17 protein-coding genes are annotated in these 21413 nt (G+C 63.1%); all 17 read left to right on the forward strand.

Translation table 11 applies throughout. The annotated features are described in order from the left end of the window. The first annotated feature begins 5 nt into the window (after window positions 1-5). Window positions 6-944: a GDP-L-fucose synthase gene (fcl, locus tag GGD90_RS07780; RefSeq protein WP_153115694.1), complete on the forward strand. Its 939-nt coding sequence runs from the start codon at window positions 6-8 to the stop codon at window positions 942-944. Beyond that, window positions 910-2460 carry a lipopolysaccharide biosynthesis protein gene (locus GGD90_RS07785; RefSeq protein WP_153115695.1) on the forward strand — a complete coding sequence of 517 codons (1551 nt, stop codon included), beginning with the start codon at window positions 910-912 and terminating at the stop codon, window positions 2458-2460. The genes fcl and GGD90_RS07785 overlap by 35 nt, the downstream gene beginning before the upstream one ends. A gap of 4 nt (window positions 2461-2464) precedes the next feature. Continuing rightward, window positions 2465-3877, forward strand: a complete 1413-nt coding sequence (locus GGD90_RS07790) for an O-antigen ligase family protein (RefSeq protein WP_153115696.1) — start codon at window positions 2465-2467, stop codon at window positions 3875-3877. Beyond that, the gene (locus tag GGD90_RS07795; RefSeq protein WP_153115697.1) at window positions 3874-4788 is read left to right on the forward strand and encodes a glycosyltransferase family 2 protein; all 915 of its coding nucleotides are present in this window, start codon (window positions 3874-3876) and stop codon (window positions 4786-4788) included. The genes GGD90_RS07790 and GGD90_RS07795 overlap by 4 nt, the downstream gene beginning before the upstream one ends. Continuing rightward, window positions 4785-6056: a glycoside hydrolase family protein gene (locus GGD90_RS07800; protein WP_153115698.1), complete on the forward strand. Its 1272-nt coding sequence runs from the start codon at window positions 4785-4787 to the stop codon at window positions 6054-6056. Before GGD90_RS07795 ends, GGD90_RS07800 begins: the two co-directional genes overlap by 4 nt. After that, window positions 6053-6922, forward strand: coding sequence for a glycosyltransferase family 2 protein (locus GGD90_RS07805; RefSeq protein WP_153115699.1), 870 nt, complete (start codon window positions 6053-6055; stop codon window positions 6920-6922). The genes GGD90_RS07800 and GGD90_RS07805 overlap by 4 nt, the downstream gene beginning before the upstream one ends. Window positions 6923-6953: 31 nt before the next feature. Then, window positions 6954-7808 carry a class I SAM-dependent methyltransferase gene (locus tag GGD90_RS07810; RefSeq protein WP_153115700.1) on the forward strand — a complete coding sequence of 285 codons (855 nt, stop codon included), beginning with the start codon at window positions 6954-6956 and terminating at the stop codon, window positions 7806-7808. 7 nt (window positions 7809-7815) lie between these two features. Continuing rightward, window positions 7816-9033, forward strand: coding sequence for a glycosyltransferase family 4 protein (locus tag GGD90_RS07815; RefSeq protein WP_184415007.1), 1218 nt, complete (start codon window positions 7816-7818; stop codon window positions 9031-9033). After that, on the forward strand, window positions 9015-10181 hold the full coding sequence (locus tag GGD90_RS07820; protein ID WP_153115702.1) for a glycosyltransferase family 4 protein: 1167 nt from the start codon (window positions 9015-9017) through the stop codon (window positions 10179-10181). Before GGD90_RS07815 ends, GGD90_RS07820 begins: the two co-directional genes overlap by 19 nt. Further along, window positions 10178-11350: a glycosyltransferase family 4 protein gene (locus tag GGD90_RS07825; RefSeq protein ID WP_153115703.1), complete on the forward strand. Its 1173-nt coding sequence runs from the start codon at window positions 10178-10180 to the stop codon at window positions 11348-11350. The genes GGD90_RS07820 and GGD90_RS07825 overlap by 4 nt, the downstream gene beginning before the upstream one ends. Then, window positions 11347-12123 carry a WecB/TagA/CpsF family glycosyltransferase gene (locus tag GGD90_RS07830; RefSeq protein WP_153115704.1) on the forward strand — a complete coding sequence of 259 codons (777 nt, stop codon included), beginning with the start codon at window positions 11347-11349 and terminating at the stop codon, window positions 12121-12123. The genes GGD90_RS07825 and GGD90_RS07830 overlap by 4 nt, the downstream gene beginning before the upstream one ends. 67 nt (window positions 12124-12190) lie before the next feature. Continuing rightward, window positions 12191-13522 carry a UDP-glucose dehydrogenase family protein gene (locus GGD90_RS07835; RefSeq protein ID WP_153115705.1) on the forward strand — a complete coding sequence of 444 codons (1332 nt, stop codon included), beginning with the start codon at window positions 12191-12193 and terminating at the stop codon, window positions 13520-13522. A 161-nt stretch (window positions 13523-13683) separates the two neighbouring features. Continuing rightward, window positions 13684-17016 (forward strand): tetratricopeptide repeat protein, encoded by a 3333-nt coding sequence (locus GGD90_RS07840; protein WP_153115706.1) that lies wholly within the window; start codon window positions 13684-13686, stop codon window positions 17014-17016. 96 nt (window positions 17017-17112) lie between these two features. After that, window positions 17113-18204 (forward strand): sugar phosphate nucleotidyltransferase, encoded by a 1092-nt coding sequence (locus GGD90_RS07845; protein ID WP_228273666.1) that lies wholly within the window; start codon window positions 17113-17115, stop codon window positions 18202-18204. Window positions 18205-18383: 179 nt separating this feature from the next. Further along, window positions 18384-18872 (forward strand): hypothetical protein, encoded by a 489-nt coding sequence (locus GGD90_RS07850; RefSeq protein WP_221227690.1) that lies wholly within the window; start codon window positions 18384-18386, stop codon window positions 18870-18872. Further along, window positions 18869-19579, forward strand: a complete 711-nt coding sequence (locus GGD90_RS07855) for a hypothetical protein (protein ID WP_153115709.1) — start codon at window positions 18869-18871, stop codon at window positions 19577-19579. The genes GGD90_RS07850 and GGD90_RS07855 overlap by 4 nt, the downstream gene beginning before the upstream one ends. A 16-nt stretch (window positions 19580-19595) precedes the next feature. After that, complete coding sequence (locus GGD90_RS07860) at window positions 19596-21059, forward strand: phosphomannomutase (RefSeq protein WP_153115710.1); 1464 nt, start codon at window positions 19596-19598, stop codon at window positions 21057-21059. The last annotated feature ends 354 nt before the right edge of the window (window positions 21060-21413 follow it).

Raw genomic sequence — 21413 nt, forward strand, 5'->3', positions numbered from 1 at the left:
CCGCCATGGACAAGAACGCCAAAATCTATGTGGCTGGCCATCGCGGCATGGTCGGTTCAGCGATCGTGCGCAAGCTGCAGTCCAGGGGCTACAGCAACATCCTCACGCGCACGCATCAGGAACTCGATCTGCTCGATCAGGCGGCCGTACATGCCTTCATGCAGGCAGAGAAGCCTGATTATCTGTTCATCGCTGCCGCCAAGGTAGGCGGGATTCAGGCCAACAACGTCTATCGCGCCGACTTCATCTACCAGAACCTGATGATCGAGGCCAACCTGATTCACGCGGCGCATCTGGCTGATGTCAATCGCCTGCTGTTTCTTGGCTCAAGCTGCATCTATCCGCGTGACTGCCCGCAGCCGATCAAGGAGGAGTACCTCCTCACCGGGCCACTGGAGCCGACCAACGAGCCTTATGCAATCGCCAAGATTGCCGGCATCAAGCTGTGCGAGAGCTACAACAGCCAGTACGGTCGGCAGTACGTCAGCGCGATGCCGACCAATCTCTACGGGCCGAACGACAATTACGACCTGAACAATTCGCACGTGCTACCGGCCTTGCTGCGCAAGGCACACGAAGCCAAAGGGCAGGGCGTAACGACGCTGGAAGTGTGGGGCTCGGGCAAGCCGCTGCGCGAATTCCTGCACGTGGATGACATGGCCGATGCCTGCGTTTTCCTGATGCAGCGGGAAGACATCCGCGACGGTCTGTTCAACGTCGGCACGGGGAGCGATGTAACGATCCGCGAGCTGGCCGAAACCATCATGGCTATCATCGGCCTGCATGGCGAGATCGTCTTCGATCCCAGCAAGCCCGACGGTACGCCGCGCAAGCTGCTCGATGTAACGCGACTGCAAGGTCTTGGCTGGCGGTCGAAATTCTCGCTCGGTGACGGCATTCAAAACACCTATGCCGCATATCTCGCCACGTCCCCTGCCCGCTGAAGAGAAGGTACCCGCGACGGGTCTCGGCAGCCGCAGTCTCTCCGCCGTCATCTGGGGGGGCGGTGGCGCCCTCGTCAGGATTCTGCTGCAGATGGGCACGCAGATTGTCCTCGCGCGAATTCTCGGGCCGGAGCAATACGGCTTGTTTGCGATCGCTGCCGTCGTGATCGGCTTCAGCGGTTTTTTTTCAGACGTCGGAATCGCCTACGGCCTGATCCAGAAGCAGGATGTTTCAGCGCATGACCTGCGTTTCGTGTTTACCTGGCAACTCATTATCGGCACGCTGGTCAGCGCTGCCATCGTCTTGTTAAGCGGGCCGATTGCCGCTTTCTTCGGCGAGGCAAAGGCACAAGAGATTGTTTCGGTGCTGGCCGTGGTTTGCCTGCTCAATGCGCTGATGGCACCGGCGCAGAACATGTTGAAGCGCGAACTTAATATCCGGCGAATCCAGTTAGCCAATATCGCCGGCTATGTCGGCGGTTACGTCGCCGTTGGCGTGCCGCTGGCCCTGTCGGGGGCGGCAGTCTGGGCACTGGTGGCGTCGTGGATCGTGCAGGTGTCGATCACGCTGCTGATTCTCTATGCCGGTGTTCGCCACCCGCTGCAACCGCTGTTCTGGTTTGTCGGTGGGGGCCAGCTAATGCGTTATGGCGGGACCGTGCTGATCACCAACATTACCAACTGGGTCATCGGCAATATCGAGCGCGTCGTCATCGGCCGCTACTTCGCCAGTCGCGAGATCGGCCTTTACGCTACGTCTTATAACCTCATCAACGGCCCGGTCAGTTCCTTGCTTGGCGTGGTGCAGCCGGTTTTCTTTTCCGCCGCGTCGCGCATTGCAGACCAGCGCGAACGCCTTGTGGAGGTCTATCTTGGCATCGTCGCGTTGACGGCATTAGTCGTATTGCCGCTCTTTGCTTCAGTTTCCGCCGTCGCCGACACGCTGGTGCTGGCGCTCTATGGCGCGAAGTGGGTAGAGGCCGGCGTACTCCTGTCGCCGCTGTCTCTGGCGATTCCGCTGCTGCTGTTCTGGGGGCTGACGACGCCACTTCTGTGGATCGGCGGCGCCCCGGAGCGCGAGTTCAGAGTTCAGTTGCCGATGGCACTGCTCTGGGTCGCCATTTCCTGGGCGGCTGCGCAGCATTCGCTGGAAGCGGTTGCGTGGTCCGTGGTGCTGCTGTTCGCCCTGCGATTCGCCCTTATTTTTTTCGCAGCCAGACAATTGTTGCCGATTTCCTTCGCTGGCTTGTGGCGTGCCTGCCGTGGCGGATTGTTGCTGGCGATGATTTGCGCCAGCATCGCCGCCGCCAGCGATGGCTGGTTGAGAGCCGAAGGACTGCCGGCATTTGTCCGGCTGTTGATTGATGCCGCGCTGGCCGCTGCGGTGTACCTGCTGCTGCTGATGAAACTCCCGGGAATCATCCCGGGCCATTGCGGCGAACTGCTCACCCGTCTCGCCGCCCGCTGCCCGGCGCCGCTGGGGTGCTGGCTGGGTCGTCTGCCGGTGATGGGGTAGAACAATGAGTATTCTCGAGATTGTCTATCCCGCCGTTTACTTCGCCATGGCTTTCGGCGCAGCCATTCTGCTGGTGCTCGCCTTTGGCGTATCCCTCCACGTGGAAGGCTCGTGGGGAGCGCGTTTCGTGCCGGCGATCGCGCCGCTGATCGTGCTTGGAATCGCCCTGAGCAGCCTGCTGTCCGGGCGAAATCTGGCCATGGCGGCGCAGCATATCGATCTGCTCGCGGAGCAGCCGGGCGGTGGCGCATCGATTCTAAGGCTGATCACGCTGAGCATCCTCTGCATTGCCGGTGCAAAGCTCGTCGGCGCGTTTACCCGGCGACGGGCGCTGAGCGAAGCGCCGGGCAGCGCGCTCTTCGTTTCGCTGCTGATCTACATCGTCGCCAGCAATCTTCTGCCGAGCGCTTTCGGCACAGTGCCGACCTTCGTGCATTCGCTGTTCTATTCTTTGGTGATTTTTGCGGCGGTCTGGGCGGCACGGCGCGAGCCGCTGGAAACGATGATCAAGGCTGCCAAGGCGGCGCTCTACGTATTGCTTGTCGGCAGCCTTGTGGCAGCGCTGCTTGTTCCTGCCATCGCGTTGCAGCCTGACTATCAGGGCCTGATCCCCGGCCTGCATGTGCGCCTGTGGGGGCTTGGCTCCAACGCCAACAGTATCGGGCCGCTGGCCATGCTGACCCTGCTTCTGGAATATCTGCTTCCTACCCGCAATCGTCGGCTGCGTGCGCTGCTGATTACCGCTGCCGTGCTGGTGTTTATTCTGGCCCAGTCCAAGACGGTCTGGTTCGCTTTGCTCATTGTTCTGGCCATTCTTGCCTGGTATCGCTGGCCACTGCGCGCTGGTCGGCAGGCCGCTCTGCTCTTGGCGTTGGTCATGATTACGGTGCTTTCTGCTGGCCTGCTGGCGGTGATGTTCGTCGATCTTCCTTCCTTGTGGGATCGCATTTCCGACTCGAAAGTCGGTGACAGTGTCGCAACGGTTTCCGGACGCACTGGTATCTGGGAGGTGGCGCTACGCGAGTGGCAGCACAGCCCGTTGTTCGGTTATGGGCCGACGATCTGGGGTGAGAAGTTTCGCTGGCAGATCGGCATGCCCTATGCCTTCAGCGCCCACAACCAGTTCATGCAAACGCTTTCGGTCGCCGGCACGCTGGGTTTTCTTGCCTTGCTGGCTTATCTGCGCTACCTGATTCCGGCCGCCTTGCGTATGGCGGCGCAGACGCGCGGCGTCTCGGTCGCCTTGCTCGCCATGATCCTGTTGCGCTGCTTCTCGGAAGCACCGCTGGCGATGACCGGGCTGATCGACGGCGATGCGCTGACGCATCTCTTGTTGTTCGCGATCGTCCTCCGGGCGCCGGCGCGCGAGCTTCGGCGCAGCGAAGCGCAAGTGGTGCCCGCGGGACTGCGCGCATGATGTTCTCGGTGGTGATCCCCTTGTACAACAAGTCAGCCTATATCGAAGAGGCGCTGCATTCGGTCATGGCGCAGGATCTGCCGGCTGGCGAGATCATCGTTGTCGACGATGGCAGCAGCGACGACGGACCCGCCAAGGTAGAGGCGCTCGGGATTCCCCTGGTGCGGCTGATTCGTCAGCCCAATGCCGGCGTTTCGGCTGCACGCAATGCCGGCATCGACGCCGCGCGTGGCGACTGGGTCTGCTTCCTGGATGCAGATGATCGCTATCTGCCGGGCTTCCTTGCCAGTCTGGCGCGTCTGGCTGACGCATACCCGAACGCAGCTTTGCTGGCGACGGCCTATGTGCGATGCCATGCCAATGGTCAGCGCCGCGTACCGAGTTTGCATCCGGCGGCCGCTCGCGGCGGTCTGGTCAGCAACTTTTACGCCGCCTGGAGCCGCTCGAACTTTTTCTTTACAAGTTCGCTCGCCATCCGGCGCAGCCTGCTGACCGACGAGAGACTGCGCTTTGCCATCGGCGAGCGGCTCGGTGAAGATCAGGACCTGTGGTTTCGCATCGCCGAGCGCTTTCCCATTGCTTTCGATCCGGTAGCGCGCGCCGAATACCGTCTCGATGTTCCGGGAAGTGCCACCCATGGCTCGGGCGTCGCCGATGAACTGCCGGCTTTTCGTCGCCTGGCCGAGCGCTTGCGCCGACACGAAGTGCCGCAACACATGCGCCGCGGCGCCGCCCGCTTTTACGCCAGCCATTTGCTTAATGTCGCCAATGTCCGCCTGGCTGGCGGCGATCGGCAGGCGGCGTGGCGCATCGCCCTTCGTCGAGAAGCCTTCGCCAATCCCTTCTACTGGCTGAAGACCGCGCTGCGACTCGCACTTGGCGGCGAAATCAACAGTCGAGGCACGACATGAAATTCCACAGTTTCTTGTCGGCTCATTTCCTGTCCGGCATGCTGGCCGGCGCCTTTGCCCTGTTTCTGGCCGCCTCCAGCAGCGCCGATGAATCGTCGCGGGATCCCTATTTTGGCCTGCACATGCACCGTGCCGACAGCGGCACGGCCTGGCCGAAGGCTGCCTTCGGCGCATGGCGCCTGTGGGATGCGGGTGTCGCTTGGCCCGATCTGCAGCCCGCTCCGGGACAATGGGACTTCACTCGCCTCGATCGCTACGTCGCCTTCGGCCAGCGCTTCGGCGTCGACATCCTGCTGCCGCTGGGTCTCAGCCCGGCGTGGGCGTCGGCACGTCCCGCCGAGAAATCGAGTTACCGCCCTGGCTGGGCCGCCGAGCCGGCCGATATCGAAAACTGGCGTCTTTACGTACGCACGCTGGCCGAGCGCTATCGCGGCCGGATACGGCACTACGAAGTCTGGAACGAGATGAACGACAAGGGCTTTTATACGGGTTCGGTCGACAAGATGGTCGAACTGACTTGCGAAGCCCACCGCATCCTGCACGAAGTTTCACCCGATAACCGGCTGATTTCGCCATCGCTGATCGGCGCCGGCAGCGAGCCGGAGCAGTTCGAGAACTTCCTGCGCAAGGGCGGCAAAGCCTGCGTCGATGTCATTGGTTACCATTTCTACGTGCCGCATCGCGAACCAGAGGAAATCGTTCCGCTGATCGGCCGGGTGCGCGCGGCGATGGTGCGGCAGGGACTGTCCAGCCTGCCGCTGTGGAATACGGAATCCGGCTGGTGGCTGGAAAACGGCGACGGAACATTGCAGGCAGGCGCCGATCCGCGCTGGCGTCGCGTGCGTCTGGACGAGGGCGCTGCCGTCGTCGCACGCTCGCTGATCCTCGGGCGCGCGGCTGGTCTTGAGCGTTTTTACTGGTACGCCTGGGACAACTACATTCTCGGCTTGACCGAGGTTTCTACTGGTGCGCTGAAGCCGGCCGGTGTTGCTTACGGCACACTCATCCGCTGGCTGAGCTTTGCTACGCCGAAATGCAAAGAGACGCGAGGAACTTGGGTATGTGCGCTACCGCCGGTGGGTGGGCATACCCGCCGCATCGTCTGGCAAGCGGATGGCCGGTCCGCCAGCTTCGCCCCGCTCGGCGAGCAGGTGCTGGCGGTGGAGCGCCTGGACGGCAGCCGTTCGCCTGTTGGCAGCGTTCCACAGGCCAGCGTTGCGGTTTTCTACGAGCCACAGTTGATCGTTTCCGCGCCGGGTAAACCATGAGCCTGCTCTCGCTCGTTCTCGCCACCTACGGCCGCTGCGATGATGTCGGGCGAGTGCTCGATTCCTTGCTGGCACAGACCGACAAGGATTTTGAAGTCTTGATCGTCGACCAGAATGCGGATGATCGGCTGGCACCGCATGTGCGGAGAGGTCTCGCGCAAGGCTTGAACATTCGCCATCTGCGCCTCGAGAAGCCCAGCCTTGCGGGAGCGCGCAACCTTGGTATCGCTGAAGCAGCCGGCGAAATCGTCGGTTTCCCCGACGACGATTGCTGGTACGAGCCCGAAACCGTCGCCGAAGTGCGGCGAGCTTTTGCTGCTTCCGGGGCCATCGACGGCATCGTTGGCTGCTGGGTTGAGCAAAGCCTGGCGAATAGCGCGCCGAGGCCGTTCGGCCGGCTTTCCTGCGCGCAGTGGCGGCAGTTTCGCAGCGGCAGTGCCAGTTCGATAACGCTGTTTATTCAGCGCTCGCTATTGCTGCGGCTCGGCGGTTTTGATCAGCGTTTTGGCGTCGGTCAGTGGTATGGGGCCGGCGAAGAAACCGACTTCATTCTGCGTGCGCTCGAGGCTGGAGCGTGCGTCGAATACCGTCTTGAGGCGAGAGTGCATCACGCCTTCAGCATCGCGGCCCCGAACGAACAGCTCCTTGCCCGATGCCGTGCCATGCGCCGGCGCGGGCGTGGCACCGGCGGCATCTACGCCAAACATCAGCTCAGTCATTGGGTGATCGTGCGCGGAGTTTTCGGGCAGTTCATGCGCCCGTTGCTGCGCGGTGAGTTGCGCCAAGCCGCCATCGGCGCCTTTGTCTCTCTAGGTTTGCTCGAGGGGCTCGTCAAATGGCGATTTTCCGAAACCATAGATTCCTGAAGCCAGTGCGCGCGCCAACGAGGAGTTGAAGATGAGTTTTGTGCAAACGAGCTATACCCGACAAGCGATTGACGAGGCGCGCATGGGCTGGCCTTCGCGCTATGGTGCCCCTGACTCCATCGACAACTGGCGGCACAGCCGCATGCTTAGCTGCACTCAGCCCTTGCTCGCCGCACTGCCGGAAGCAGAATGGATGACGCTCGGCGACGGGCGCTACGGTTCCGATGCGGCGTATCTGAAAGAGCGGGGGATCAAAGCGACCGCCACCAGCCTGACGGACGAGAAGCTCGCCGTCGCGCACGAGAATGGCTTTATCGACGCTTACCGGATCGAGAACGCCGAGCACATTTCGCTCGGGGAGAATGCGGTCGACTTTGTCTTGTGCAAGGAGGCCTACCACCACTTTCCTAGGCCGCCGATAGCGCTCTACGAAATGCTGCGTGTGGCGCGCGTTGGCGCAGTTCTGATCGAACCTCTCGACGATCAGCGGATACTCAATCTCGTTCGTACGGCTGCCAAAAGGTTGCTGCGCGGCGATACCGTGCTGGACTTCGAGCCGAGTGGCAATTTTCTGTACCGGCTTAACTTGCGCGAGTTGGGGAAGCTGCTGACGGCAATGGGTGGAGAGGTAATCGCTTTCAAGGGAGTCAACGATTTCTATCACGGGCGGCTTTCACGATATGACGCAAGGCAGGTCAATGTCGGCACGCTACTGACGCGAGCCGGCATTACCGTTCAGGATGCTCTGTCCAGCCTTGGCCTGATGGGCTTTGGACTTGGCTGTGTAGTGGTCTTCAAGGGGCGGCCGGAGGGTGTTCTACTCGACACGCTCGGCGCTTCCGGTTTCTCCATCATTGAGTTACCGAAGAATCCCTATGCCGGATAAGCCAAGCTTGGCCCGTGCAGAAAGCCGCGCCTCTGCGCGCGAAATTCCTGAGGCAAAGGGCGGTGCTTCGGCCAGTATCGTCGGGCATGGCGCCGAGCCAACCATCTGCATCGTCCAGGCGGTCGCCAAGCAGTATCGTGAGCCGTTTTTCGACGCTCTCTATTTTCGACTGAAGAATCAGGGCATACGCCTGCAGGTCATCTATAGCGATCCCAATTCGTTCGAGGCGCGCAGAAAAGACGCTGTTGATCTGCCTCCGTCGTATGGGCGCAAGGTACATGCCCTCTGGCTATTCAGGCAGCGTGTCTTGTTCCAGCGGGTGCCGGTTGCTGCGCTCACGGCCGATCTCGTGATCGTCGAGCAGGCATCGAAATACGTCTTGAACTATGTTTTTGCGCTGCTTTCGACCTTGGGAATCCTGCGTCTGGCTTACTGGGGGCACGGGCGCAACTGGCAACAGCCGCAGGAGTCCGGCATGGGGCGCGTCAAACGCGCCATGCTGCGGCGGGCAGACTGGTGGTTTGCCTATACGGCGCGGGTTGCCGATTACGTCAGGGACAATGGCTTCAGCAGCGAGCGCATCACCGTCGTACAGAACAGCGTGGATACCTCCGGTTTGCGGCAGCAGATCAATGACTTCGACGAGCAGGCACGCGCAGCCTTGCGTGAAGAACTGGGAATTGCCAGGACGGATCGCGTCGGCTTGTTCTGCGGCAGCATGCACACCGACAAGCAACTGGCTTTTCTTGTTCGGGCAGCGGTCGAGTTACGTAACCGGCTACCGGGCTTTCACCTGATCCTCGTCGGGGCCGGTCCGGACGAAACCATTGCCCGTACCGCGGCGGCAAAGCATGCGTGGGTCCATCATATCGGGCCGCAGTTTGGCGGTGCTCGCGTGCCTTACTTTGCCATTGCCGATGTTTTCCTTTGCCCCGGTTTGGTAGGGTTGGCCGTGCTCGACGCCTTTGCCGCCGGCTTGCCGCTATTCACCACCGACATTCCGATTCACTCGCCGGAAATCGATTATCTGGAAGATGGTATCAATGGCGGGATATCCGAGTTTGATCCGGCAATTTATGCCGAAAACATAGGCAAGGTTCTGGCCAGCCCGGGAATACTGGCCCAGATGAAGTCGAATGCGGAGGCGTCGGCGCAGCGCTACGGACTCGACGTTATGGTCGAGAACTTTTTTCGGGGGGTGCTCGCGTGTCTCGATCGATCCTGATCGCCAGCATCCTGCGCGCGGACGGCGATACCGGCGTACAGACGCACGTCAGGGCCTTTCTCGCCTGGGCCGGCGCTCGGTCGCTCCCGGTCAGTTTGAGTACGCCCTTCGATAGCCCGCGCGGGCTGGTCTATCCGGTATTTGCGCTGCGCCGCCTGATCGATCCGCTAAACAAGCCGGCCAGCGTCTGGTGGTATCGCCACTGGCACGCGCTGTTTCTGCGCCTCGCCTTGCGCCGGAAACTATCGGGGGGCGAGCCGTGCACCATCTATGCCCAGTGCCCGCTTTCCGCCGCCGCAGCCCTCCAGGCGCGGTGCGCGCCTACGCAGCGCGTGGTGATGGTGGTGCACTTCAATATCTCGCAGGCGGACGAGTGGGCCGGCAAGGGGATGATCCGGCCCGGCGGCGCGCTCTACGCTGCCATCCGTCGCCTTGAAGCCGAGACCTTGCCGAAAGTCGATGGACTTGTCTTCGTTTCTGGGTTCATGCGTCTGGAGATTGCTGAACGGATTCCGGCGACGGCTGCGCTGCCCTACAGGATCGTTCCGAACTTTCTCGCCGACCCCGGAATTCGCCCTGATGAGGATCAGCTGCCGCTCCGCGACCTGATCTGCATCGGTACACTTGAACCGCGCAAAAACCAGCGCTATGCGCTGGAGATCGTCGCCGCAGCGGCATGCATCGGGCGAGCGCTGAGTCTTACGATCGTCGGCGATGGCCCTGACCGGGCGGGACTTGAGTCGCTGGCCGCCGAACTCGGCATCACGCAGCAGGTCAGCTTCGCCGGCTTTGTGCGCAATGCTGCGCAACTGATCGGTACGCATGCTGCGTGCCTGCACGTCGCCTTGCTGGAGAATCTGCCACTCACCTTGATCGAGGCGCTGGCACGCGGCGTTCCGGTCTTTGCCCCTGCGGTTGGCGGTGTTCCCGAGGTATTCGACGATGGACGCGAGGGAAGAGCGATTCCCCTCGGCGACGCAGAAACGGCGGCGGCGAGGATTCTCGAATGGCTCGATGACGAGGCATCCATGCGCTCCGCAGGCAGACTCGCTCGGGCGCGTTTCCTGCAGAGGTTTGAAGCCGGCAAGGTCGGCGCGGATCTGCATGAGTTCCTCTGTGAGCCGCTGAGTGGGGCAGTGCGCTCATGAGCCGCTTGCGGGTGCTGGTGGCTCACAACGCTTACCAGCAGCGCGGTGGTGAGGACGCGGTGGTCGAGGCCGAGGTGGAGCTGCTGCGGCGGAATGGCCACACCGTTGAACTGCTGCTGCTGCACAACGATTCGATTGCCGGACTGGGCCGCTTCGATCTGCTTGCACGCACACTCTGGTCTGCACCGGGTGCCGAGTTGTTCAGGGCGACGGCAGCCGCATTTCTTCCCGATGTCGTGCATGTGCACAACACCTTTCCGCTGCTGTCGCCATCGATCTACTGGGCTGCCGGGCGCTTGCGCCTGCCTGTGGTGCAAACCCTGCACAACTTCCGCCTGCTCTGCCCGCAGGCGATGTTCCTTCGTGGCGGATCGATCTGTGAAGATTGCCTCGGCAATCTGCCTTGGCGTGGGGCGATCCGCGGCTGCTACCGCGACTCGGCCGCGCAGACCAGCGTTCTGGCGGGAATGCTGACGCTGCATCGCGCACTGGGTACCTGGCAGAACAAGGTGACACGCTACGTGGCACTCAACGAATTCTGTCGAAAGAAGTTCGTCGCGGGCGGCTTGCCTGGCGAACGCATCCTGGTTAAACCGAACTTCGTCGATTTCGACGCGCCGGTGGATTTGCCACGTGCGGGGTTTCTCTTTGTCGGGCGCCTTTCCGCAGAGAAGGGCGTACGGGTGCTGGCACAGGCCGCCCGGTCCTTGCCCGACGCGACGGTGCGGGTCGCCGGTGGTGGGCCGGAGGAGGGCGCGCTTGCGGGCGTGGGCAATATCGTGAAGCTTGGCGCCCTGTCGGGCGAGGAGGTGCGTCTGGCGATGAGCGGTGCCATGGCCTTGCTATTGCCGAGCATCTGGTACGAGAACTTCCCGCGCACACTGGTCGAGGCGATGGCCTGCGGGCTGCCGGTGATTGCCAGCCGGATCGGCGCGCTGGCCGAACTGGTCGAGGATGGTGTCACCGGGCTGCTGTTCGAGCCCGGCCAGGCGGAAGATCTGGCGGCGAAGATGCGCTGGGCGATGGCGCATCCGGATGAAATGGCACCGATGGGGCGTACGGCAAGGTTGCGTTACGAGGCGCTTTACACCCCGGAAAGAAACTACGAGCAGTTGATCGCCATTTACCGCGAAACCATTGCTGCTGCGCAGGAAAGGAGTCGCCAGTGAGCACTGCGTCCGGGAATGAGCGGCGGCTGCGACGTGTTCTCGGTGCGCCGATCGACGCCATCGACTGGGAAGATGCCCTTGCGCGAATAAGGCTTTGGGCACAATCGCGCGAGAGCCGCTACGTCTGCATCTGCAACGTCCATTCGGTGGTGACGGCAGGGCAGGATGCCGAGTTCGCGCGGGTGATCGCTGGCGCCGACATGGCAACGCCCGACGGCGCACCAGTGGCGTGGATGCTGCGCAAGCTCGGCTTTGGAGGCCAGCAGCGCATCAATGGCCCGGATCTGATGTGGAAGTACTGCGCGCAGGCGGCGCAGCGGCAGGAGTCGATCTTTCTCTATGGCAGCAGCGAGGAGACTCTGGGGATACTGCAGAAACGCCTGCTGACGGCGTTCCAGGGGTTGCGGATCGCCGGTGCGATTTCGCCGCCTTTTCGCGCCCTTTCCACCGAGGAAGATGCCGCGGACGTGGCGCGCATCAACGCTTCCGGCGCAGGAACGCTGTGGGTCAGCCTGGGTTGCCCTAAACAGGAGAAGTGGATGGCGGCGCACCGTGGCCGCATCAACGCGGTGATGATCGGCGTCGGTGCGGCATTCGATTACCACGCCGGCACCATTGAGCGGGCACCGCTATGGATGCAGCAGCGCGGGCTGGAATGGTTGCACCGGCTGGCTTCGGAGCCGGGCCGGCTGTGGAAGCGCTATCTGGTCACCAACACGCTGTTCGTGCTCGGCGCCATCCGCCAGTTGCTGCTGCAGCGCGCGGGGCACTGATGCGACAGCGTGTGCGGCTGCCGCGTCTCGCACCAATGATTTCATCCGTTTTCCAGAAGGTGTTTTCATGAAAATTACGGTTATCGGTACCGGCTACGTGGGCCTGGTGTCGGGCGCTTGTCTCGCCGAAGTCGGCAACGACGTGCTCTGTCTGGATGTTGATCCGGCCAAGATCAGGATTCTCAAAGAAGGCGGCATCCCGATCTACGAGCCGGGTCTGCAGGAGATGGTGCGTCGCAATGTGGCTGCCGGGCGCCTGCACTTCACCACCGATGTGGAGCGGGCAGCGCACTTCGGCATCATCCAGTTCATCGCCGTCGGTACGCCGCCGGGCGAGGATGGGTCGGCCGACATGAAGTATGTGACGGCGGCGGCACGCAATGTCGGCAAGTACATGCGCGATTACAAGGTGATCGTCGACAAGAGTACGGTGCCGGTCGGCACGGCGGACGCCGTGCGCGCTGCAGTTGCCGACGAGTTGAAAAAGCGCGGCGCCGAGCACGCAGGATTGCCTTTCAGCGTCGTTTCCAATCCGGAGTTTCTCAAGGAAGGCGCGGCGATCGAAGACTTCATGAAGCCTGATCGTATTGTCGTCGGCTGCGACGACGAGACGGCAGAAAGCTATATGCGCTCGCTGTATGCTCCTTTCCAGCGCAATCACGACCGCCTGATCGTGATGAACATCCGCAGCGCCGAGCTGACCAAATACGCGGCCAACGCGATGCTGGCAACGCGCATCAGCTTCATGAACGAGCTGGCCAACCTGGCCGAGCGGCTGGGCGCCGACATTGAGCAGGTGCGCAAGGGCATCGGCAGCGATCCGCGCATCGGTTACGACTTTCTTTACTCGGGCGCCGGTTATGGCGGCTCGTGCTTTCCCAAGGATGTGAAGGCGCTGATCAAGACTGCGGCAGTCGATGCCGGTATCACGCTGAAAGTGCTCAATGCCGTTGAGGCGGCCAACGATGCGCAGAAGCATGTGCTTGGCGCCAAGATCAAGGCGCACTTCGGCAACGATCTGGCGGGGCGGCATTTCGCGCTGTGGGGTCTGGCGTTCAAGGCCAACACCGACGACATGCGCGAGGCGACCAGCGTTGAGGTGATCAAGGATCTGCTCGTCGCCGGCGCGACGGTAACGGCGTATGACCCGGTGGCGATGGCCGAGGCCCGACACTACTTTCCGGGCGAAGCACGCCTGCGCTATGCCGATAACCAGGTTGCGGCGCTGGCAGGCGCCGACGCGCTGGTGGTGGTTACCGAGTGGAAGGAATTTCGCAGCCCCGACTTTGCAGCAATAAAGGCCCGGCTGAAAACGCCGCTGATCTTCGACGGGCGGAATCTCTATGAGCCCGCCGAGATGCAGCGGCTCGGCATCACTTATCGGGGGATCGGTCGCTGAGGCGGGTTACTGCAAGTGAATCGACCGGACCATGAGGCAGACGTCTGGCGCCGCGCAAACCTTGCCGACATGGCGCACTTATGACAGTAGTCTGAATGTAATCATCAGCGGTGATGATGGCGATCAATCGATGTCGTCGCCGTCTACCGAAAGGTCCGCTCATGAGAAAACTGCTCTGCCTGCTGCTGGTGTGCGCCACCGGCACCGCGTTTGCCGGCGTCAAGGAGGATGAAGACGCTGCCGCCCGTCGCGACATGCAGAAGGTTTTCGAGCGGGTGAAGGCCGCACAGGCGGAAAAGGCGCGGCGCGAAAACCTTTTGCCCTATCCCGATCCGCTTTTCGGCGAGGCATCGCTACGGCAGGGGCAGGAGTGGGTTTCGGACTGGAAGCAGCGTGAGAAGCGTGACTTCTCCGCGCTGCTCGCCAACAGCGAGGCCGATGTCCTGCTCGTTCCCTTTCAGGTTCAGGCCAGCGGCATCGAGCGCGCCAACCGTTCGCTGATGACGGCAAGCCTGGCGCAGGCGCTCTCGGCTTCGGCAAAGCTGGTTGATCCTTATCTGGTGGCAGGCGCGCTGGGCGATGGCGAGCGCCGGCTCGACCGGCAGGAGGTGCTGCAGCTGGCCAGCCAGCTACGGGTGAAACGTATCGTCTGGGCTTATGCCGGCCACCGCTCTGAGCAGGGCAACCCGGCCGCCGACAAGCGGCTGCGCCTCTATTTCCAGATTCAGGAGCGCGGCCCGGCGGGGGTTTTCAGCGAGGGCGAGCCGCCTCCCGGCAAGGCGATCGAGACGCTGGAGTTTTCCGATCTCGATCCGCCGGTGGCGGTTTTCCGCAAGAATCTGCCGGCCATCGTCGGCGCGCTCGGTTATCAGTACAAGGCGCCGGCGACCGCGAAGGCCGATGCACTGAGCAAGGCTTTGCCGGCCAACCTGGCCGCGGCGGTGCAGCCGGCGTCGCTGAGCAATGCGGCGCAACAGCTGCAGCTGCTGGCCAGCCTGCTGCCGGGCGATGCCACGCGGCTGCGCGAACGGCTTTACGAGCGGTCCTTGCTGATCGCCTGGCAGCTGCCGGTCGGCGATGCCGCCACGCGCCTGCTGGCCGCACGCGCCTTGCACGGATTGCACATGCGTCCGGCGGCGCTGGCCGTGATCGGGCAGCCGGCCAGCGAAGAGGAGCGCGCGCTGCTCGCCGCCATCAACGGCAATCTGCCGGAGCTCGATGCCAGCGTGGCGAAGCTGCCGCTTTCGCCGCAGAAGGTGATGGCGGCGATTGACGCTACCGATATCCGCTACGCCTACGAGAGCGATACGCCGAAGTCTGCCGCGGCGCGGGAGGCGCTGCTCGATGCGCTGCCCGCTGTCTGGCAGGGATTTCTGGCGCGGCGTTTTGCCGATGCCGACCCGACGCGCCTGCGCCGCTTCGGCAATTTCGAGCTGCTTGAGGCGCTGGGCAAGGAGTTTCCGTCCGCCGGCCCGGGCATACAGCAGAAGCTCCGCGGTCGCCAGATTGCCGGGCAGAGCGAGTCGGCCGATGTTGATCTGGCGATCGGTGCCTATCTGAACCCTGCTGTTGCCGGCAAATCGTCCACCGCTTGCTGCAGTGCCGCGGGCTGGCAGCCCGAGCGGCGCGATCTGCTCGATTTTCTGGTGCAGTCGGCGGTGGCGAACGTGCTCTACAACAGCTATCGCATGTCTGTCGTGCAGGGTCTCTACCCGCAGACACTGCAATATCTCAATGCCATCGATGGCGTTTTCGGAACGCAGCCCGAGATCATGGCGGCGCGGGCGCTGGCCGAGGAAAACCTTGCCGCAAGGGCTGAGGCCCCCGGCAGGGACAGGCTGCTGAATACGGCAAGACTCGATGCCGAGCGCGCGCGCTACTGGCAGACCGGCACCGAGCATGCGTGGGCTGACCGGCCAAACCATCTGGCGACGCCGTATTACAAGCGCAACGGGCAGGCGATGCCGGGGCATCTGGAGAACGCGCTTTCGGCGCTGGCGAATGCGAGTTACCAGACGAACACGCTGACGGCCAGCTTTTATCTGACGCCCCCGGCCGAGCGCGAAAAGCTCCTGGCGGAGACGGCCGGGCGCTTCGCTGGCGACAACACGCGGGCACTGCTGCAGGCCGATCTGTTGCAGGCGCAGGGCAGGGGCGAAGAAGCCAGGGTGTTGCTGCAGCAGGTGCTCAAGGAGCGGCCTTTGCAGCTGGCCGTCTACAAACGGCTGGGAACGATGCTGCTCGAGGAGGGCCGTTACGCCAAGGCGGCGAAGGCCTATGCGCAGTATCCGGGGCTGCAGGGCGATGCCGGCAACCCCTTGCTGGTCGATAACTACGCGCATCAGGTCGGCTCATTGTTCTTCTGGCGCGGCGAAACCGATCTGGCGAAAGACTTTTACAAGGTGTCGGCGGAGCTCGCCACCGGCTCGGAGTCTTCGCTGACGAGTGCGGCGCGCAACGCAACGATCGATGGCGATTACGCGCAGGCGCTTGCGGCGCAGTTCAACGCGGCGCGTCGTTATGGCGACAGTTATCGCTACCGCGACTATTTCAGCCTGCTGCACATGCTTGGCGAGTCGGACGCGGCCTGGGATGGCTTCCAGTCGATGGGCGGGCGCTTTACTACGCCGCATCTCTGGGATTCGGCGCTGGTCGGCCATCGCCGTCAGGGGCGCGACGAAAAATGGCTGATCGACTGGGCAAGGCAGGCCGGGCAGGGCGCCGGCGGGCGCGCGCAGCCGCTGGCGACGAGATTCCTGAGCATGGCGCTGGTGACCGACCGCATCCCGGACAGGAACGCCGTGCGCGCGGTCGAGGCGATGAGCGGGAATCCGGCCGGGCACAGCCTGCAGGGGCGTTTTGTCGAGGCGTATGGCGCGCTCAAGCGCCAGGACTTCGTCGGCGCCTGGCAGGGCCTGGCCGAGGCCGGCAAGGCGGACAGACTGAGCGATGCCGACAACAGCTACGTGCTGCCGACCTTTGCCCTGGCGGCGGTCAAGGCCGGCAAGATGAAGGCGCTGCAGGATCTGCTGGTGGGCATTCCCGAAGAGCGCCGGAACATGGACTACTGGCTGGCGCAAAGCGTGCTCGCCGCCGCAGCCGGCAACGCCGATGCGCTGAAGTATTTCCGCCAGGCGCTGAATACGCGGGTGTTTACCGAGTTCCGGCCGATCGGCGTCGAGTATCAGTTTGCCGATGTTGCGCAGAGCGTTTTCGAGCTGACTGGCGATCGGCAGTTCAAAGCACTGGCGCTGCAGCTTGCCCGCTTCAACCAGAAAATTCAGCCCTGGGAAGCCTGGTCTTATGCCATCGAAGCGCGGCTGACCGATAATGGCGGGGAGCGCAAGGCGGCGCTGGTCAAGGCAGTCTATCTCGACAGGAAGTCGGAGCGCCTGTCACGATTGCCGCCGTCAGAGCTTGAGGAGGCGCTCAAGGCTGCCGGGAAAACGCCGCCGTTCAAGAGCGGGCCGGAAAATCTGGCCAGGGGAATCTGACGCAGGGTTGGTCCTACAAGCGCTTCGATGACAAAGCAAAACCAGGTTCCGAGGCGCCTTGGTATTTCTATTTGGGGTTAACAAATGGCAAAGGGAATGATTCTGGCCGCAGGCCAGGGAACGCGGGTCCGGCCGCTGACGCAGGATCTGCCGAAGCCGATGGTGCCGATCCTCGGCAAACCGGTGATGGAGTACCTGATCGAGCATCTGGCGCGCTACGGCATCACCGAAATCATGATCAACGTGGCTTACCACCACCGCCGCATCGAGGAGTATTTCGGCGATGGTCACCGCTGGGGCGTCAGCATCGGCTACGCCTTCGAGGGCGTGCGCGAGCACGGCGACATCCTGCCGCGGCCCAAGGGCTCGGCGGGCGGCATGAAGGCGATCCAGGATTTCAGCGGCTTTTTCGACGAGACGACGCTGGTCATCTGCGGCGATGCCATCGTCGATCTGGACATCGGCGCGGCGCTGCACGAGCACAAGAGCAAGGGGGCGCTGGCCAGCGTGGTGGCGCTCGAGGTACCCGACGACCAGTTGCAGAACTACGGTGTTGTCGTTGCCGACGACGACGGCAAGGTGCAGTTCTTCCAGGAAAAGCCGACGCCGGCCGAGGCGAAGTCGAATTACGCCAGTACCGGCATCTATCTCTTTGAACCCGAGGTGCTCGATCTGGTGCCGTCGGGCGTCGAGTTCGACATCGGCAGCCAGCTCTTCCCGCTGCTCGCCGAGAAGGGCTTGCCGTTCTACATGCAGAAGCGCTTCTTCAACTGGATCGACATCGGCCGCGTCAGCGACTACTGGTCGGTGCTGCAGCGCGTGCTGCGCGGCGAGGTGGCCGAGATGCAGATGCCGGGCAAGGAAGTGAAGCCGGGCGTCTGGGTCGGGCCGAACACCTCGATCAGCTGGGAGGGCGCAACCATCGTCGGGCCGGTGTATATCGGCTCCAGCGTGCGCATCGAACCGGGCTGCACGGTAATCGGCCCGGCCTGGATCGGCCACGGCTGCCACCTGCGCCGCGGCGCGACGGTGGTACGCAGCATTCTCTTCGAATACACGCGCATCGCCGAAGCCATGGCCTTCTCCGAGATGATCGTTTCGCCGCGCTATTGCGTCGACCGCAACGGCAACACCAACTACATCGGCGACGACCGCTGCACGCTGCGCTGGGGGGATGCGCGGGGGTAGCGGTGGTCGGCGTGCGCCCGATCGGCGTGGCGATCAGTTCGTTCGTGTGTACCGAGCATTGCCACCAAGTTTTCGAGGGCATATATTCGCTATTCGCGAATAGCGAATGAAAGGGTTGTGCAATGGCCGGTGCAAAGTCGAATCCGCAAGTTGTCTTACGCCCGCAGGATCTGGTGGTATTGCTTCGTCTCGCCCTGGAGCGTGGCCCGGCGCCGACCTACGCCGCTCTCGCCAGCGAGCTGGGCATGACCGCATCGGAGGTGCATGGCGCCGTTGAGCGCGCGGTGGCGGCGCAGCTGGCGCAGAAGGACGCGGGTGGCAAAGCGACGGTCATCCTTGGCGCTTTGCGCCTGTTTGTCCAGCATGGTGCGCGCTACTGTTTTCCTGCAGTTCGTGGCAGCTTGACGCGCGGTCTGCCGACCGGCTATGCCGCTCCGCCACTGAAGGATCAGATCGTGGCGGGTAATGATCCATTGCCGGTGTGGCCACACAAGAACGGAACTGTCCGCGGAATCGGCTTTTATCCGCTCTACCCGAGTGTGCCGGAAGCAGCAGGCCGAAACCCGGCCTTGTACGAGTTGCTGGCGCTGTTCGATGCAGTACGTGGCGGCAGCGCCCGCGAGCGCGCCCTGGCGATCGACCTGCTCGACAAGCGCTTGCAGGCATGAACGCCAACGATCCCAACGTGGCTTTGCTGGAGCTTGTCGCGCAGCATCTCGGTGACGATCTGCGGGAACAGCTGGTTTTTGTCGGCGGCGCGGTGGCCGGGCTGTTGATTACTGACCCGGCAATGCCGGCCATAAGACCGACCGAAGATGTCGATCTGATCTGCCAGGCCCTGGCGCTGAGCGATTACCACCATCTTGAAACGACGCTGCGAGCTCGCGGCTTCGTGCAGGACATGCGACCTGCCGCCCCGATCTGCCGTTGGCGCATTGGCGCCGTGGTAGTTGATGTGATGCCGACGCTGGAGCAGATTCTCGGCTTTGCCAACCGCTGGTATCCATTGGCCCTGGAGACTGCTGAGCCGGTTTCCCTGCCAGGTGGACACAAGATCCGTCTGATTGCGGCCCCGGTTTTTATCGCGACCAAGCTGGAAGCATTCGCGGGGCGAGGCCAGGGCGATTTTCTGTTCAGCCATGATCTGGGCGACCTGCTTGCCGTGATCGATGGCCGGGAATCGTTGCTGAATGAGTGTCGGAGCAGTTTGCCAGCACTTCGCAGCTATCTGAGCGAGCGAATTTCCGGATTGTTGGCGCAGCAAGCGTTCAGGGAGGCGTTGTCCGGTCATTTGCCCGCCGACGCGGCCAGTCAGGAGCGCTTGCCCCAACTGCTCGGCAAGTTGCAGGAATTGGCCCGGCTTTACCTGATCTGACCCGAAAGGAATTCCCATGCAGCAGTTGCAGCGCAAGGTGTCGATCGCCTCGTTGATGGACGCGAGCGGCGTGCGCTTTGGCACCAGTGGCGCGCGTGGCCTGGTGGCCGACATGACGAGCGAGGTGTGCTTCGCTTATACGGCGGCGTTTCTGCAGGTGATTGGCGCGAAGTCCGGGCGCGTGGCGCTGGCCATCGATCTGCGCCCGAGCAGTCCGCAGATCGCCGCGGCGTGCGCGGCGGCCATCGAGCGGCAGGGGCTGGTGGTCGATTATTGCGGTGCCATCCCGACGCCGGCGCTGGCTTTTCATGCGCAGTCGCAGGGCATTCCGGGGGTGATGGTCACCGGCAGCCATATCCCCTTTGACCGCAACGGCATCAAGTTCTATGGGCCTCTGGGCGAGATCAGCAAGGCCGACGAGGCCGGGATCAGCGCTGCCGTGGTGACATTGCCGGCGAGCGCATTGACCAGCGTTTTGCCGCCGCTGACGCGTAGCGCAGCCGGCCTGTATCTCGATCGCTACCGGCGCTTCTTCGCGCCGCAGTGCCTGGCGGGAATGCGCCTTGGCTTTTACGAGCATTCCAGCGTGGCGCGCGAGCTGCTGCACGAGCTGCTGGAATCGCTCGGCGCCGAGGTGATCTCGCTCGGGCGAACCGATGCCTTCGTGCCGATCGATACCGAAGCGGTGGCCGAAGCTGACGTGCAGCAGGCGCGGCGCTGGGCCGGCGAGCATGGCTTCGATGCCATCCTGTCGACCGACGGCGATGCCGACCGGCCGCTGCTCGGCGACGAGAACGGCGACTGGCTGCGCGGCGACATCGTCGGCATCCTCTGTGCGCAGGCGCTGGGCGCGCAGGCGGTGGTGAGTACGGTCAGCTGCAACACGGCGCTCGATATGTGCGGCGCTTTTCCGACGGTGCGGCGAACGCGCATCGGCTCGCCGTACGTGATCGCCGGCATCGAGGAGCTGCTGGCGGCGGGTGCGACGGGTGTTGTCGGTTTTGAGCCGAATGGCGGTTTTCTGGTTGGCAGTGCAATCAGCAAGGCCGGGCGAACGCTGGCGCCGCTGATGACGCGCGATGCGCTGTTACCAATCCTGTGTCTGCTGGTGCAGGCGAGGGAACGTGGCTGCCCGCTTTCGGCTCTGGCGCGCGGCCTGCCGCCACGCTTTACGGCGAGCGACCGCTTGCAGGACTTTCCGACCGAAACGAGCCGGCAGATCCTGGCCGGGCTGGCCGCCTCACGGCCGGCGATCGACGCCCTGCTCGGCGACTTTGCCGGCAAATCGGCAGCCATCGACACCACCGACGGGCTGCGCATCTTTCTCGACAACGGCGAAATCGTGCATTTCCGGCCTTCCGGCAACGCCCCCGAGTTGCGCTGCTATGCCGAATCGACGACGCAGGAGCGATCGGGACTGCTCGTTGCGGAAGCCTTGCGCCGGATGAAGATGCAGCTCGCGTCAGTGGCGCTCGCCTGATCGGTTTCCACTGGCGCCGGCAGGCCGATCGCTTCGCTTGTTGGCTATCGCGGCTTGCCGAAAAGCGCGGTCAGCGGTGCGGCAGGATTTTCAGGTGGCAAGCGGCCGTTCTCAGAAAACAGGCGGACTTGTCTATAGTCCGTTCGGTACCGGGCTTGTCATTTTTTCGAAATGCCCGCTTTTTATGCTCCGGCGGCAGCGTCGTGGTGATCGGCAGCGGTGTTGATTCGAGCTTGCGCGCCTCTGCTTACGACGATTCCGACGTCCCCCCGTTTTCAGTAGCAGCGAGCTTTAGAGTCCGAGGCTAATGTAGCCGATTTCCGGATGAGTGATTCGGCATAGGCGGCAGGCGTC

The sequence above is a fragment of the Rhodocyclus tenuis genome (assembly GCF_014197755.1).
Classification (GTDB): Bacteria; Pseudomonadota; Gammaproteobacteria; order Burkholderiales; family Rhodocyclaceae; genus Rhodocyclus; species Rhodocyclus tenuis.

Coding starts and splice junctions, on each gene's coding strand:
- fcl (WP_153115694.1), top strand. CDS start 6: ATGGACAAGAACGCCAAAATCTATGTGGCTGGCCATCGCGGCATGGTC.
- GGD90_RS07785 (WP_153115695.1), top strand. CDS start 910: ATGCCGCATATCTCGCCACGTCCCCTGCCCGCTGAAGAGAAGGTACCC.
- GGD90_RS07790 (WP_153115696.1), top strand. CDS start 2,465: ATGAGTATTCTCGAGATTGTCTATCCCGCCGTTTACTTCGCCATGGCT.
- GGD90_RS07795 (WP_153115697.1), top strand. CDS start 3,874: ATGATGTTCTCGGTGGTGATCCCCTTGTACAACAAGTCAGCCTATATC.
- GGD90_RS07800 (WP_153115698.1), top strand. CDS start 4,785: ATGAAATTCCACAGTTTCTTGTCGGCTCATTTCCTGTCCGGCATGCTG.
- GGD90_RS07805 (WP_153115699.1), top strand. CDS start 6,053: ATGAGCCTGCTCTCGCTCGTTCTCGCCACCTACGGCCGCTGCGATGAT.
- GGD90_RS07810 (WP_153115700.1), top strand. CDS start 6,954: ATGAGTTTTGTGCAAACGAGCTATACCCGACAAGCGATTGACGAGGCG.
- GGD90_RS07825 (WP_153115703.1), top strand. CDS start 10,178: ATGAGCCGCTTGCGGGTGCTGGTGGCTCACAACGCTTACCAGCAGCGC.
- GGD90_RS07835 (WP_153115705.1), top strand. CDS start 12,191: ATGAAAATTACGGTTATCGGTACCGGCTACGTGGGCCTGGTGTCGGGC.
- GGD90_RS07840 (WP_153115706.1), top strand. CDS start 13,684: ATGAGAAAACTGCTCTGCCTGCTGCTGGTGTGCGCCACCGGCACCGCG.
- GGD90_RS07845 (WP_228273666.1), top strand. CDS start 17,113: ATGATTCTGGCCGCAGGCCAGGGAACGCGGGTCCGGCCGCTGACGCAG.
- GGD90_RS07855 (WP_153115709.1), top strand. CDS start 18,869: ATGAACGCCAACGATCCCAACGTGGCTTTGCTGGAGCTTGTCGCGCAG.
- GGD90_RS07860 (WP_153115710.1), top strand. CDS start 19,596: ATGCAGCAGTTGCAGCGCAAGGTGTCGATCGCCTCGTTGATGGACGCG.